General features: G+C 71.1%; 11 protein-coding genes and 1 riboswitch. Of the genes, 5 read left to right on the top strand and 6 right to left on the bottom strand.

Annotated elements, in window-relative coordinates:
• Positions 1–17: 17 nt before the first annotated feature.
• Genes AW272_RS27075 through AW272_RS27065 form a run of 3 tightly spaced genes read left to right on the top strand, consistent with a single transcriptional unit; the run spans position 18 to position 3,313 of the window.
• Positions 18–1,040, top strand: a complete 1,023-nt coding sequence (locus AW272_RS27075) for an SIS domain-containing protein (RefSeq protein ID WP_066370820.1) — start codon at positions 18–20, stop codon at positions 1,038–1,040.
• Positions 1,037–1,933: a BadF/BadG/BcrA/BcrD ATPase family protein gene (locus AW272_RS27070; protein WP_218011087.1), complete on the top strand. Its 897-nt coding sequence runs from the start codon at positions 1,037–1,039 to the stop codon at positions 1,931–1,933. Before AW272_RS27075 ends, AW272_RS27070 begins: the two co-directional genes overlap by 4 nt.
• A 9-nt stretch (positions 1,934–1,942) precedes the next feature.
• A complete protein-coding gene (locus AW272_RS27065) occupies positions 1,943–3,313 on the top strand; it encodes an aldehyde dehydrogenase family protein (protein ID WP_066370818.1) in 1,371 nt (456 codons plus the stop codon).
• 5 nt (positions 3,314–3,318) lie between these two features.
• On the opposite strand, the gene AW272_RS27060 is transcribed toward AW272_RS27065, so the two are convergent.
• The 3 genes from AW272_RS27060 to AW272_RS27050 form a co-directional block, all read right to left on the bottom strand.
• A complete protein-coding gene (locus AW272_RS27060) occupies positions 3,319–4,335 on the bottom strand; it encodes a hypothetical protein (protein WP_157518809.1) in 1,017 nt (338 codons plus the stop codon).
• A gap of 84 nt (positions 4,336–4,419) precedes the next feature.
• Positions 4,420–4,971, bottom strand: coding sequence for a hypothetical protein (locus AW272_RS27055; RefSeq protein WP_066371132.1), 552 nt, complete (start codon positions 4,969–4,971; stop codon positions 4,420–4,422).
• Positions 4,972–5,096: 125 nt separating this feature from the next.
• Positions 5,097–5,420, bottom strand: coding sequence for a DMT family transporter (locus tag AW272_RS27050; protein WP_066370815.1), 324 nt, complete (start codon positions 5,418–5,420; stop codon positions 5,097–5,099).
• A gap of 15 nt (positions 5,421–5,435) precedes the next feature.
• Positions 5,436–5,494: riboswitch (guanidine-III (ykkC-III) riboswitch) on the bottom strand.
• Positions 5,495–5,634: 140 nt separating this feature from the next.
• Here AW272_RS27050 and AW272_RS27045 point away from each other — a divergent pair.
• Positions 5,635–7,542 carry an Ig domain-containing protein gene (locus AW272_RS27045; protein WP_066370812.1) on the top strand — a complete coding sequence of 636 codons (1,908 nt, stop codon included), beginning with the start codon at positions 5,635–5,637 and terminating at the stop codon, positions 7,540–7,542.
• On the opposite strand, the gene AW272_RS27040 is transcribed toward AW272_RS27045, so the two are convergent.
• Positions 7,516–8,469 (bottom strand): SDR family oxidoreductase, encoded by a 954-nt coding sequence (locus AW272_RS27040; protein ID WP_066370810.1) that lies wholly within the window; start codon positions 8,467–8,469, stop codon positions 7,516–7,518. The two genes, AW272_RS27045 and AW272_RS27040, sit on opposite strands and share 27 nt — an antisense overlap.
• Positions 8,470–8,615: 146 nt before the next feature.
• On the opposite strand from AW272_RS27040, the gene AW272_RS27035 reads away from it, so the two are divergent.
• Positions 8,616–9,488, top strand: a complete 873-nt coding sequence (locus tag AW272_RS27035; RefSeq protein ID WP_066370808.1) for a helix-turn-helix transcriptional regulator — start codon at positions 8,616–8,618, stop codon at positions 9,486–9,488.
• An 11-nt stretch (positions 9,489–9,499) separates the two neighbouring features.
• Here the strand turns inward: AW272_RS27035 and AW272_RS27030 are convergent, their stop codons facing one another.
• Together AW272_RS27030 and AW272_RS27025 are read right to left on the bottom strand one after the other, a co-directional pair.
• Positions 9,500–10,048: a GNAT family N-acetyltransferase gene (locus AW272_RS27030; protein ID WP_066370805.1), complete on the bottom strand. Its 549-nt coding sequence runs from the start codon at positions 10,046–10,048 to the stop codon at positions 9,500–9,502.
• Between the two features lie 168 nt (positions 10,049–10,216).
• Positions 10,217–13,594 carry a glycosyl hydrolase gene (locus AW272_RS27025; RefSeq protein ID WP_169807639.1) on the bottom strand — a complete coding sequence of 1,126 codons (3,378 nt, stop codon included), beginning with the start codon at positions 13,592–13,594 and terminating at the stop codon, positions 10,217–10,219.
• Positions 13,595–13,775 lie beyond the last annotated feature (181 nt).

Genomic DNA, 13,775 nt, shown 5'->3' with positions numbered 1-13,775 from the left:
CGATATCTGGGGAAGAAATGTCAACGCCGAAAGAAGGTCACATCTCCTTCGCCTCCGCGCGGGCCGGTCAGGCCGACGCGCTGCGGGCCGCGATCGAGCGGCTGAGCAGGGACGTCGCCGTCCGGCAGGCCGAGGGCTGGTTCCGGGGAGACGGCCCGATCTTCGTCGCCATCGGGGCCAGCCACGCCGCCGCGAGCGCGCCGGTGTGGACCCTGCGCAGCCGGGGGGTGCACTCGTGGCGGCTGAGCGCGGGCGACCACCCGCTGCCGTTCCCGCGTAGCGTCCACCCGCTGGTCGCGGTGTCGCAGAGCGGGCGCAGCGCCGAGACGCTGGCCGTGCTGGGCACGGTCGACCCCGAGCTCCGGTACGCGGTGACCAACGCCGCCCCTTCGCCGATCGCGGACCTGGCCGTCCGCGCGGTGTCGCTGGGCGGCATCCCCGACAGCTACGCCTCGACGATCGGCTACACCGCGACCATCGTGGCCCTCGGGATGATCGCCGAAGCGTGGGACGGCGGGACCGTCGACCCCTCCTGGCTCGGGCTGCCCGATCACGTCGACGCGCTGGAGAGCGCGCTGGCCGAGCGGGCCGGGGCGCTGGCGGCGCCGTTCGCCTCGGCGCGGGCCGGTGACTTCGTGGGCGGCGGGCCCTCCGCCGGTTCCGCCGAGGCAGGGGCGCTGCTGTTCCGCGAGACGGTGCGGCTGCCCGCGGCGGCGATGAGCACCCGCCAGTACCTGCACGGCGCGATGGAGTCGGCGGGCGACACGGTGCACGTCCTGTTCGGCGACGACCGGGAGATCACCCTGGCGCGCACACTGGCCGCCGCCGACCACCCGGTGATCCTGGTGACCTCGGCCGACGTCACGCCCGGCCCCGCGCTGCAGGTGGTGCGGCTGCCGCCGGTCCCGCCGAACCAGCGGGCCGTGCTGGAGGCGTTCGTGCTCCAGGCGCTCGTCGCCCGGACGGCCGAGGACGCCGGCATCGACATCGAGGAGTTCGTGTTCGACAACACCGACACGAAGGTCGGGGCGGCCCTGTGACGGTGACGGTGCTGGCCGGGCTGGACATCGGCGGCACCAAGACCCACCTGCGGTTCGAGACACCCGACGGCCGGGTCCTGGCCGACGTGGTCGACCCGACCGACACCTGGTCGGCCGCGCCCGTGGAGGCGGCCGCCCGCTGGATCGCCGGCCTGGCCGGCCGCCATCTCCCCGGGGATGCCACGCTCGGGGCGATCGCGGTGGGCGCGCAGGGCTGCGACGACGAGCACCACTGCGCCGAGCTGTCGCACGCGCTGTCCTCGGTGGCCGGGGTCCCGGCCGCCGTCACCAACGACGCCGCGCTGCTGGTCCCGGCGGCGGGGCTGACCTCGGGCATCGGCGTCATCTCCGGCACCGGCTCGATCGCCGTGGCGGTGCGCCCGGACGGCGGGCTGATGTTCGCCGGCGGCTGGGGCTGGGTCATCGGCGACGAGGGCAGCGCGCCCGCCCTGGTCAGGGAGGCCGTCCGGGCCGCGCTGACCAGGAACGACACCGGCGACGGATCGGACGTGCTGCTGTCGCTGCTGATCGAGGCGTTCGGGGTGCCCGACGCGGTGGGGCTGGCCCGCAGCGTCAACGACCTCCCCACGGCCGAGCACTGGGCGCCGAAGGCCCCGGCCGTCTTCGCGGCGGCCCTTGAAGGTTCGGCCGATGCCCGCGCGACGATCCGGGCGGGCGCGGAGAGCCTGGCGTCCCTGGTCGGCGTGCTGGCCGCGCGGGGCGCGGGCGTCACCGCCGTGGTCGCGGCGGGCGGGGTCATGACCGGCCAGCCCGATCTTTTCTCGGCCTTCCGCGACGCGGTCACCCGTGACCATCCGGGGCTGACCGTGCACCTGCTGAGCGAACCCCCCGTCACCGGCGCGGTCGCACTCGCCCGGCGTCTCCACAGCTAAGGAGCGGACATGATTTCCAGGGACAAATCGACCGGCGAAGACTTGGGTGCCGTGCCCGAGTCGACGGTCGCAGGCGTCGACGCCGCGGTCGGCCGGGCCGCCGCCGCGCAGCCCGGCTGGGCCGCGCTGCCGTACACCGAACGCGCCGCCGCGCTGCGCCGGGCCGCCGCGAAGCTGGAGGCGAAGGCGGCGGCGGTTCGCGACCTGATCGTGCGCGAGACGGGCTGCATCCCCGGCAAGGCCGACTACGAGATCGGCGCGGCCGTCGGCGAACTGCACGCCGCCGCCGCGCTGGCCTCCCGGCCCGTCGGCGAGGTGCTGCCCTCCAACCACGCGGGCCGGTTCAGCCTGGCCGAACGCCTGCCCCTCGGCGTGGTCGCCGCGATCACGCCGTGGAACTTCCCGCTGGTGCTCGGCATGCGGGTGGTCGCGCCCGCGCTCGCCCTGGGCAACACGGTCGTGCTGAAGCCGTCCCCGGAGACGCCGCTGAGCGGCGGTTCGCTGTTCGCCGACCTGTTCGAGGGGGATGTGCTCCAGGTCGTGCAGGGCGGCCCCGAAGTCGGCGAACGCCTGGTCACCCACCCGGCGACCGCGATGGTGCACTTCACCGGCTCGACCGCCGTCGGCCGCGCCATCGCCGCCCAGGCGGGCGGCCTGCTGAAGAAGGTGTCGCTGGAACTCGGCGGCAACAACGCCCTGGTCGTGCTCGACGACGCCGACCTGGAGCAGGCCGCGATGATCGGGGCCTGGTCGAGCTTCCACTACCAGGGCCAGACCTGCATCACGGCCGGACGCCACATCGTGCAGGCGGGCATCGCGGAGGCCTACATCGCGGAGCTGACCCGGCGGGCGGCGGCCATCAAGGTCGGCGACCCGTTCAAGGACGCGGTCGGCCTCGGTCCGATGATCAACGAGCGCCAGTTCACCCGGGCGGCCGGCATGCTGGCCGAGGCCGTGGCGGCGGGCGCGTCCGTGCTCACCGGCGGGCCCGGCGAGGCCCCGTTCTTCCGGCCCGCCGTGGTCGTCTCGGTCGACGAGGGCATGCGGCTCTGGCGGGAGGAGATCTTCGCCCCGGTCGCACCCGTGCTGGTCGTGGCGGACGAGGAGGAGGCCGTCCGGGTGGTCAACGACACCGAATACGGGCTGGTCAACTCGGTCGTGACGGCCGACCTGCGGCGCGGCCTGTCGGTCGCCCGGCGGTTGCGCGGCGGCATGGTCCACGTCAACGACGCGACCCCGCAGGACGAGGCGGGCGTGCCGTTCGGCGGGGTCGGGCAGTCGGGGCTCGGCGGGCGGTCCGGCGGTGACGACAACCTGGAGGAGTTCACCACCCGCCGCTGGCTGACCACGACGGACCTGCCCGTGCACTACCCGTACTGACCGATTCAGGGGCGACGGGCCCAGATCGCCGAGCCGACCGCCCAGAGGGAACCGTTCTCCGGCCAGATGGCGATGCCGCGGACGGACGCCTTCCGGTTCTTCGGAGCCGGAAGGACGCCCGGCTCGACGCTCTCGGTGCGGATGTGCAGCAGGCCGCCGCTCTTGGGGTTGGGGACGACCCAGGCCCCGCCCCGTTCGTCGGGCACCGCCTGGGCGCTCGGCTGGACGCCCAGGCCGCTGCGGACCTCCAAAGTGGGCTCGCTCAGAGGGCCGGTGAGCAGCAGGGTCTCCCCGCAGTACTTCGCACCGCCGCACGGCCAGGCGACCCAGCCGACGGCCATCACCCGGCCGGTCTCGCCGTCGACCGCGACATCGGTCAGCTCCGAGACCTGCCCCGGGTGCGCGACCGGAACGGCGGGCAACGCGTACGTGCGCCAGGCCGTGCCGGACCAGCGGGCCAGCGCCGCCTTGCCCCGGACCGAGCCCGCCGCCCACCTGCCGTCGAGCCCCTTGACCACGATCGGCGTGGGGACCTTGCGCCACGTCGATCCGACGAGACGCCGCAGCGTGGACGTCGCCTTCCACCCGGCGCCACTCGCCGCAGAGAAGGTGTTCGCGTTCTCGATGACCCATAGGTTCTTGCCGATGGAGTACGCCTGATCCACCCGGCCGTGGGTCCAGCGCTTGACCTGCCAGCGTTTGCCGTCCCAGCGGGCGTACCGCGACGCGCCGAACGCCCAGACCCTGGTGTCGGACGCCGATGCCAGCTTCTTCACCCGGAAGCCCGGCCCGGCGACCCGTTTGAAGGTGGTCCGGCCCTTGAGCAGCAGCGACTCGGTTCCTCTCGTCCCGGCGACCCAGACTCCCCCGCCGGGCGTCACCGTCACGGCGTCGTAGGAGTCACGGGGTGCGTCCCGGATGATGCCCCACTGCCCGGACGGCGCCTCGGCGTGGGCGGCGGCGGGCCCCGCGGCGGCGAGGAAGGCGACGAATGCAGCAGTGCCGCGGAGCAATTTTCCCATATAGGTAAGACGCGCCCTATGGGGGAAAAGTTGGCACGTGGCCCGGGTCAGGACTACGGATCCCGCCCCGGGCCTCGGTGATTCCTAGAAGGTGACCGTGGCGTACTGGTAGAAGGAGTCGCCGTTCTCGTCGTCGTGGTGGCGGCGGCCCGTCATGATCTCGTCGCCGCTCGCCCGGGACTCGTGTCTGCTCTCCCGCAGGGCCCCCGTCCAGCGGCGGTTGACCAGTTTCACCGGCTGGCCGCGCCAGGTCAGCAGGGCGAAGTAGGTGGTGGTGACGCCGTTCTCGTCGCCTCGGTGTTCACGGCCGACCATGGCGTTCGCCTCCGGGGCCTCGAACCAGGAGAAGGGCTCGGTCTGGGCGTCGACGTAGTGGTAGGTCGACACGGAGACCTGTTCGCCGTCGATGACGATCTTCCCGCACCAGTAGGTGGTCGGGCCGTTCTCGTCCTTCTGGTGCGCCCGGCCGGTGATCACTTCGTTCGCGGGGCAGAAGAACCGGCTGTTCTTCTCCCCCAGGGTCGAGGTGTGGCCGGGGACGATCTCGACGTTCGGAGCCGCGGCTTCGGCCACCGAGGGAATCAGGGTGAAGGCCAGGACGGCGGACGCCGCGATGGCGAGCGCTCTTCTGTACACGGTCACGTCCTTCGGATCAGGCGTGCCGGTGTTTCCGGCACGCCGTCACGATCACCCATGCCGTTGCAGCCTCACTTGCAGGTGACATGTGAAGGACAGGACCCGCAGGCCCGTCGGCATCCGGGTCAGTGGGCGGCGCCCGCGAGGTTGAGGCCGACCACCCCCGCGAGGATGAGGGCGATCGAGGCGATCTTCAGCGGGCTCACGTCGTCGCCCATGACGATCATCCCCAGGGCGGCGGTGCCGACGGCGCCGATGCCGGTCCAGACGGCGTAGGCGGTGCCGACGTCGAGGCTCTTCAGGGCGATCGCCAGCAGGCCGAAGCTCAGGACGGCGAAGCCGACGAAGGCGATGCCGGGGAGCGGTACGGAGAAGCCGTCGCTCAGCTTGAGCGAGTAGGCCATCGCGACCTCGAACAGACCGGCGGCGAAAAGGAGGAACCAGGCCATGACGATGCTCCTGTCGGAGCGTCGTCTTGCAGTCCGGGTACGGCGCACCTCGTCCGGACGGATCCCGTCATCGGGCCCGTATCGTCGTCAACGGCCAAGGGCGCCGGGTGATTCCCAGATGGGTCGACGAAAACGCTTTCGGTGATGTTGACTCGGGCGTAACGTTTCGGCGAAAGGTAAACGAAAAGGGTTTCTGCCAGAAAGGGATCCCTCAGTGAGACGATTAGCCCTGACCGCTACTCTGCTCATCGCGTTCCTCACCGTCCCCGCCACCTCCCACGCCGCCCCGACGGCCACGGTCGTCGACATGTTCGGGCGGACGATCAACACCCACGGCATCCAGCTCGTCGACTGGCAGGGGCACGTCGCCAACCCCGCCCTGACCTTCACCGTCCGGCCCCCGGCGGACGTGAGGTTCCCCGCCACGATCGACCTCAAGGCCGAGGGCACCTCACGGCTGATGATGGACCTGCCGAGCCAGCTCACCGCGACCGGCTCGACCAAGACGCTCACGTTCGCCAACGCCTCGGAGCAGAAGACGTTCCGGCTGGGCATCCAGTCGAAACGGGGCGCCGGGCAGGACGAGACCCACACGTTCCGGCTGACGATCCGGGACGCCGGAGGGGCGACGTACACGCAGACGATGCCGATCCGGGTCCAGCAGGACGAGAAGACCACGCTCGAACCGTCGATCCCGATCACCTTCGACTACCGGTTCGACACCATCACCGGCTACTTCGGCAACACGGCGTTCCGGGCGGCGGCGGAGGAGGCGGTGAAGGACTGGTTCCGCTACTTCGAACTGGCGCCCTTCGACACCGTCGCGGCCGGGGCCGAGCCCAACCACCTGCCGGGCGACGACTGGCAGAACACGGTCAACGTCACGAACAACAGCGCGTTCACCGGCCACTACGTGTTCTTCCGCGGCATCCAGACGCCGTACTCGACGGGCTATCCCGCCGCGAACGGCCGCTACGCCACCCGCGGCGGCCAGCAGGTCGCGGGCCCGCTGCACCGCTCGACGTCGATGATCTTCGAGTACGACGAGGCGGGCAAACAGCTCTTCACCTCCCTCGCCGACGACGACTGGTGGCGCACCACGATCACCGGTTCCGTTCTCGATGTGTACGGCCTGGTCATGCACGAATACGGCCACGCCGTCGCCTACCACAGCGACTGGGCCGGCATGCGGTCCTACGTGCAGTCGGGCGGCGTCGACGCGGAGGTCGAGGCCTACCAGGGCATCCGGGTGCCGCTCGACTCCAGCTACCACGTGCCGGGAACCCAGCAGTATTGGGACCGCGTCAGCGGCCAGAGCGGCGGCTGGACCCACGCGTTCCCGACCCGGCGCTGGACCCTGACCAAGCTCGCGCTCCTCATCGCCGAGAACGCCGGCTGGCGCCTCAACCGCACCCTGACCCCGTTCCTGCCCCCGTCGATCACCACGACGACACTGCCGGCGGCCACTCCGGGGACGGCCTACTCCCAGAGACTCGCCGCCCAGGGCGGGGTCCCGTTCTACGACTGGACGATCACCGGCGGCGCGCTCCCCGCCGGACTCACCCTCGACCGGTTCACCGGCGCGATCACCGGCACCCCGGCGGCCGGCGGCACCTCGCAGTTCACGGTGCGACTGCGCGACTACGACACCCGCAGCACCCCGGTCACCCGCACGTTCACCCTCCAGGTCGGCGGCACCCCGTCGGCGAACCTGGCCGGGAGCGCCACGCCGAGCGCCTCCTCCACCTCGCCGTGGGAGTCGGTGGCCGCGATCAACGACGGGATCGACCCGCCGGCCTCCAACGACACCGTCAACCCGCGCTGGGGAACCTGGCCGAACACCGGCGCCCAATGGGCCGAGCTGACCTGGCCCGCCGCGCAGACCCTGCGGTCGGCGGACGTGTACTTCTTCGACGACGGCCAGGGCATCGACCTGCCGGCGTCCTGGCGACTCCAGTGGTGGAACGGGTCGTCCTATGTGGACGTCCCGGCGACGTACCCAATCGGGGCGAACACCTACAACCGCGCGACCTTCTCCCCCGTCACCACGACCCGGCTGCGGGTCGCCCTCCAGAGCGGGGCGTCGTCGGTCGGGTTACTGGAGGTCAAGGCGTTCGGCTGAGACTCCCGTGAGTTCCGCGGAGATCCGCCAGACGCGGGCGGCGTCGTCCTGGTGACGAAGCCGGGAGTAGAGGGCCTGTTCGGCGGGTGCGCCGGACAGGTTCCCCAGACCGCTCGGACCGTAGAGGCGGGCGCCGCGCGCGTCCGGGGAGGTGGCGGCCAGCAGGGCCGGCAGGGCCGCCGTCTCGACCGTGCCGACGAGGACGCCGCGCCGGGACAGGGCGCGGATGGCCCGCACGCCGAGGGTGTCGTTCGGCCGGCCCATCTCGGGGTGCGCGGCCAGCAGGTTGGTGGGGGCGACGCCGGGGTGGGAGAGGTTGCTGGTGATCCCCCAGCCGCCCGCCTGGCTGCGCCGGTCCAGTTCGAGCCCGAACAGACCGAACGCGATCTTCGACTGGCTGTAGGCGCGGCGGGCGTGGTAGCGCCGTTCCCAGTTCAGGTCGTCCCAGTTGATGCCGTTCTCGTTCGCGGCGATGCTGATCTGCGAGGTCACCCGGGCGCGCCCGGCCCGCAGCAGGGGCAGCAGGTGGGAGACGAGGGCGAAGTGCCCCAGGTGGTTGCTGCCGAACTGCAGCTCGAACCCCTCCGCGGTGGTCCGGCGTTCCGGCGGGGTCATCACCCCGGCGTTGTTGACGAGGATGTGGATCGGCCGGTTCTCGCCACGCAGCGTCGTGCCCAGGGCGGCGACCGAGGCCAGCGACGACAGGTCGAGGTCCCGCAGGGACACGGCGGCGTCCGGGTGCCGCTGTTTGATCGTCGCGATCGCCGCCTCGCCCTTCCGGCGGTTGCGGACGGGCATGACGACCTCGGCGCCGGCGGCGGCGAGCCGGGTCGCCAGCACCAGTCCGACGCCGTCGCTGGCCCCCGTGACGACGGAGAGCCTCCCGGTGAGGTCGGGGACCGTGAGGTCCGGTCGTGTGCGTGCCATGGTGCTGCTCCCTTGGTCGATCGGTTTCCAGGGTTCACCCGATCGGCAGGGGTAGCCACGGCCTCACAATCCCAGGCTGGCCGCACCCGGCCACCCCGGCGGCGGTGGTAGAACGAACGGAATCGATGACGAGGGAGGGAGCAGCCGTGATCGACCGAGCCGGGCTCGCCGAGTTCCTGCGTCGCCGTCGTGCGTCACTCCAGCCGGAAGACGTCGGTCTCCCGCGCGGGCAGCGGCGCAGGACCACCGGTCTGCGCCGCGAGGAGGTCGCCACGCTCTGCCACATCTCCGCCGACTACTACAGCCGGCTGGAACGGGAGCGGGGACCTCACCCGTCGGAGCAGATGATCGCCTCGATCGCGCAGGGTCTGCGGCTGTCCCTGGACGAACGCGACCACCTGTTCCGGCTCGCCGGGCACCATCCGCCCACGAGGGGCACGACCGGCGAGCACGTCAGTCCCGGCCTGCTGCGCATCTTCGACCGGCTCACCGACACCCCCGCGGAGATCGTCACCGAGCTCGGCGAGACGCTGCGGCAGACTCCCCTCGGCGTCGCGCTCACCGGCGACCTGACCGGATACACCGGCCCGGCCCGCAGCATCGGTTACCGGTGGTTCACCGACCCGGCCACCCGGGCGCTCTACCACCCGGACGACCACGCGCTGCACTCCCGCGTCTTCGCCTCGGGACTGCGCACAGTGGTCACGCTGCGCGGCCCGGGCTCCAGGGCCGCGCATCTCCAGCGCCTCCTGCTCGACCGCAGTGAGGAGTTCCGTACGGTCTGGCAGGAACACGAGGTCGGCATCGGCTACAGCGACGTCAAACGCTTCGTCCACCCCGAGGTCGGCGTCCTCGAACTGGCGTGTCAGGCGCTTCTCGACCCCGACCAGGCGCACCTGCTCCTGGTCTACACAGCCGTCCCGGGCAGCGAGAGCTACGAGAGACTCCGGCTTCTCTCCGTCATCGGGCCCCGGCCGCCTCGTCAGCCGAGCAGCGTGGTCAGGTCGTTCTTGGTGTAGGCGACGGAGTTCTAGACCTCGGGAAGCGAAGGGTCGGGCGTCCAGGGGGACGGTGCGGTGATGGACCAGCGTTCGTGGTCGCGCCAGGCTCCGTCGATGAAGAGATAGTCGGGCGACATGCCTTCGTACCGGAAACCCAGGCGCTGGGCCAAGGCCAGAGACGCCTTGTTCGCGGGCTGGATGTTCGCCTCCAGCCGGTGGAGCCGCAGGTCCTCGAAGGCGTGCCGCAGAACGAGGGTGAGGCCTTCGGTCAGGTAGCCCCGCCCGGCGGACGGGGCGAAGGCCGCGTAGCCGAGGGACGCGCCCTGGTAGCGGCCCCGGATGATCGAGTTGATGTTGACCGCGCCCGCCGCTGCACCGGTCTCCCGGACGCGGATCAGATAGGCCCGGTTGGTGCCGTCGGCGAAGCGGCGCATCCAGACCTGGAAGTCCTCCGCGGTCGTGGGCAGCTGCATCCACGGCGTGTGAAGTTCAGCGCTGGCCTCGACGAGCGAGCAGAACTCGTCCTCGTCGGCGAGGGTGAGAGGACTGAGTTCGACCCGGGGGATCATCTCGGACATGGACCGACATTAGGGCTTTGGCCCCGAGGCGTGCACCTCGTAGTGGTGTTGGCCAGGTCGGCGGGGACACGCCACACCACTCTCCGGTCAATGGAACCGACTCGCTGAAGACGTACACGGGAAGAAGCCGGGTGGCGGGCCGCCCTCGCGGCCCGCCACCGTCAGCGGTTATGCGAAGGGCAGGCGGATGACGCTCTGGTTGCCGATCCCGAGGTTGGTCGTGGTGGAGCCGATCGCGCTCCAGACCTCGACCCGCACCGAGCCGTTGGCCAGGTTGCCGAGTGCGCCGGTGGCCGTCTTGACCCCGGCCGTCTGGGTGTAGTGCTCCCAGCCGGCCACCGGGTCGGTGGCGAAGTAGGTGTAGGTCTCCACCCGGTCCCAGCTGCCGTTGCCGGTCAGGTCGTAGGAGACCCTGACCTGCGTGGCGTTGCCGACGTTGGTGCCGGCGTCGACGAACACGTCGAACGTGGTGGCCGCGCCGCTGTACGTCGCGGTCAGGCCGGTCGCGTTGTAGACGGCGGCGTTGGTCGGGACGCCGTCACGGTTGCCGTTGGCCGCGGCCAGTGTGACGCTGCCGGCCGAGCCCGTCGTCCCGGGCAGGGTGCCGTTCGACTGCGGGTAGCGGTTGGCGGCGAAGTTGCCGGGAGACGGCGACGGTGAGGGCGACGGGCTGGGGCATCCGGCGCCGCCGCCGAAGACCTTGAACTCCCACAGCGAGTAACCCCAGGCGGTGCCGCGCGCCGTGCCGTAGACCCGCACATAGCGGGCCGACCCGGAAACGGTCAGGTTGTCCGTGCCGCCGTCACCAGTGGTGGTGGTGAAGACGTCGGCCCAGGTCGTCCCGTTGCTGGAGGTCTGGATCTGGTACGACCGCCCGTAGGCCGCCTCCCAGGTCAGCTGCACCGACGAGATCGGCTGCACCGAGCCGAGGTCCACCTGGATCCACTGCGGGTCGCTGAACGCGCTGGCCCAGCGGGTGGCCGCGTTGCCGTCGACCGCCAGGTTGGCGGTGTAGGCGGCCTCGACGCTCGACGCGGTGGCGGGGCGGCCCTGCGAGAGCAGGTTGGTCGCGCACGGCGACGGTGAGGGCGACGGGCTGGGCGACGGACTGGGTGACGGGCTGGGCGACGGGGTGCCGCCGCCGTTGGCGTTGCCGCCGCTCCAGGTGAACAGGCCCGAGGTGACGGTCTTGCCGGCCGGCGCGGTCAGTGTCGTGCCGTTGGAGAAGGTCACCGTGAGCGCGGTGTTGGTGATGTTGGAGGCGACGTAGGTCCGGGTGCCGTTCTTGACGAAGACCTTCGCCAGCGGGTGGTTGGCGGTGACCGTGGTGTCCACCGTGCCGAGCGAGGCCAGGTTGCGCAGCCAGTGGAAGGTGTGCGCCTTGCTCTCGCCCTCCTCGGAGGTGAAGTTCGGGTTGGCCTGGAAGGCCGCCAGCGCGGCCGGTCCGTCGGCGAGTGCCCGGAACTCCTGGATGATGTCCTGCCAGACCGTCGGTGGTCCTCCGTTGTTGGTGACCAGCTCGTTGTAGTTGACCAGCACGTTGGCCGGCCACTCGCCGAGGTAGAAGTGGCCGCCGGTGATCGGCAGCATGTTGATGCCCTGGATCATCTCGGGCTCGCCGCTGAACCAGGTGGCGTACGCGCCGCCGGAGCCCCAGACCATGCCGACCGTGTTGTGGCCGAAGGTCGACGGGAAGTTCTGGTTGCGCACGTCGAACCAGTACTCCTGGATCGCCGCGCTCTGGGTGGCGTAGATGAACACACCGGCGTCGCGGACGGCGGTGTTGCCGGTCGCCTGACCCCACTGGATGAGGGCGTTGGCGAAGTTCATGCCCTCGGAGGAGGACTCCTGGTTGTTGCCGGAGCCGAACGCGCCGTGCCCGGCCGCCCAGTCGTGACCCGCGTAGATGTCGAAGTCACGCAGGTAAGGGAAGCGGGTGTCGCCCCGGTCGTAGTTGTTGGCGTCCCGGATCAGCAGGTCGACCATGCCGCCGTACTGGCCGTTGGTCGCCCAGGTCGGGTCGAACTTCGCCAGGGTCGCGGCGGCGGCGATGTAGTAGCCGTAGTGGAAGTGGTGGTCGTTGAGTTCGGCGTCCGAGCCGTAGGAGGCCGGGTAGCCGATCAGGGTGCCCCACTGCTGGTTGTAGTAGAAGACCCGGCTGGTCTTGCCCGAGCTGGCGGTGAACCAGTCGTTGAGCCTGGTCCGGATCCGGTTGAGCGCCGAGTCGCGGACGGCGGTCAGGTTGAGCTGGTCGGCGATCTCCGCGATGCGCGCCGCCCGGCCCAGGCCCTTGCCGGTCCAGTAGGTGTCGTCGCCGAGGCCGGCCGTGGGATCGCCGAGTTCCGCGTTCAGGTAGTTGGTGATCGTGGTCAGGTCGCCGCCGGAGTTGTCGCCGACGGCCGGGATCTCGGGCAGCACGCCCTGGAACTTCATCGTGGTGCTGAACGAGGTGCCGGTGACCACCTTCATCTGGCCGCGCGCCGAGATGTAGGTCTGTGCCAGCGGAGTGGAACCGGTCAGGTAGTTCCACTGGTGCGGGTAGAGCGCGATGACGGTGCCGCTCGCGCTGCCCTCGCGGGCCGTGGTGGTGAAGGTGTAGGTGGTGCTGACGTTCGAGTTGCCCGGGTTGTACGAGTAGGACACCCGGGTGCCGGTGACGTGCGCGTGGGCGTACTGCCCGTAGGTGCTCGCCAGGCTGGTGCGGGTGGCCGCCGGGGTCGAGGGCGTCGTCGGCAGCACCGCGACCGAGAAGTAGTTCTGGCCGTTCAGCGTCGAGGAGATGCTGGTGCCGCTGACCGTCCAGGTCGAGCCGCTGGGGGCGAAGCCCAGGTAGTCCTTGCCGTTGACGGTGAACCCGATGGTCCCGCCGCTGTTGGACCACACGGTCGGGGTGCCGCTGGTGGTGATCTGGGCGTTGCCGCCGGTCTTGGTGAAGTAGGCGAACGGCAGGCCGTGACCGATGGTGGCCCGAAGGGTCCGCGTGCCGTCACTCCAGTAGGGGCTGACCGTCCAGTCGGTCCAGCCGTCGACCTTGGCGTCGGGCGAGTTCAGCCCGGTCACGCCGACGAGGATGTCCTGCACGTACGGGTAGTGGTACTCCCCCACGCCGGTCGCGGTGCCGCTGATCGCGGCGACGGTGTTGTAGGAGAAGCCGAGGCCGCCGGCGACCGTGTCGTAGGAGATCGGGTGCGCGTGCAGCGGCTCGCTGTAGGCGCAGTCGAACTTCTTGAACAGCAGCGACGACCACCAGTCGTTGGTGGGGACCGCGCCGGCCGGGGCGTTCGCCGTGACGTAGGCGCGCGGGTTGGTCGACAGGGAGCCGCAGCCGACCGGCAGCGAGCGGCCGGCGGGGAGCGTCTCGGTGTACGAACCGGCGCCGACCGTGGCCGCCTGGGCGGCGGGCGTGCTGGCCACGAAGGCCAGCATCGCGGCGATCATCGCCAGCACCACGCTGACCACGACCGACCGCGAGGCGGGCCGGCGGGCGGACGGGCGGGTGCCGGGCGGCGAGGTGCCGGGTGACTGAGCCCCAGTGGGCTGGTCCATTCTTCCTCCGTGGGGGGACGACCGGGGGGTGCGGGAGTCGGGGGTTCGGACGGATCGGGGGCTACAGCGGGTGACGTCTACGTTTCGCGGTGGGCTCGGGGACGCGCCGGAGGGGACGTCCGGCGACGAGCTCCCTCCACCACAAAGAGAGCGCTCTCTAGCGCGGAAACTAGTGCCCGGA

It is taken from the genome of Herbidospora mongoliensis (assembly GCF_001570545.1).
GTDB lineage: Bacteria > Actinomycetota > Actinomycetes > Streptosporangiales > Streptosporangiaceae > Herbidospora > Herbidospora mongoliensis.
The sequence above is the reverse complement of the archived record's forward strand: the minus strand, read 5'-3'. Positions and strand labels throughout refer to the sequence as shown.

Coding starts and splice junctions, on each gene's coding strand:
- AW272_RS27075 (WP_066370820.1), top strand. CDS start 18: ATGTCAACGCCGAAAGAAGGTCACATCTCCTTCGCCTCCGCGCGGGCC.
- AW272_RS27065 (WP_066370818.1), top strand. CDS start 1,943: ATGATTTCCAGGGACAAATCGACCGGCGAAGACTTGGGTGCCGTGCCC.
- AW272_RS27060 (WP_157518809.1), bottom strand. CDS start 4,335: ATGGGAAAATTGCTCCGCGGCACTGCTGCATTCGTCGCCTTCCTCGCC.
- AW272_RS27050 (WP_066370815.1), bottom strand. CDS start 5,420: ATGGCCTGGTTCCTCCTTTTCGCCGCCGGTCTGTTCGAGGTCGCGATG.
- AW272_RS27040 (WP_066370810.1), bottom strand. CDS start 8,469: ATGGCACGCACACGACCGGACCTCACGGTCCCCGACCTCACCGGGAGG.
- AW272_RS27030 (WP_066370805.1), bottom strand. CDS start 10,048: ATGTCCGAGATGATCCCCCGGGTCGAACTCAGTCCTCTCACCCTCGCC.
- AW272_RS27025 (WP_169807639.1), bottom strand. CDS start 13,594: ATGGACCAGCCCACTGGGGCTCAGTCACCCGGCACCTCGCCGCCCGGC.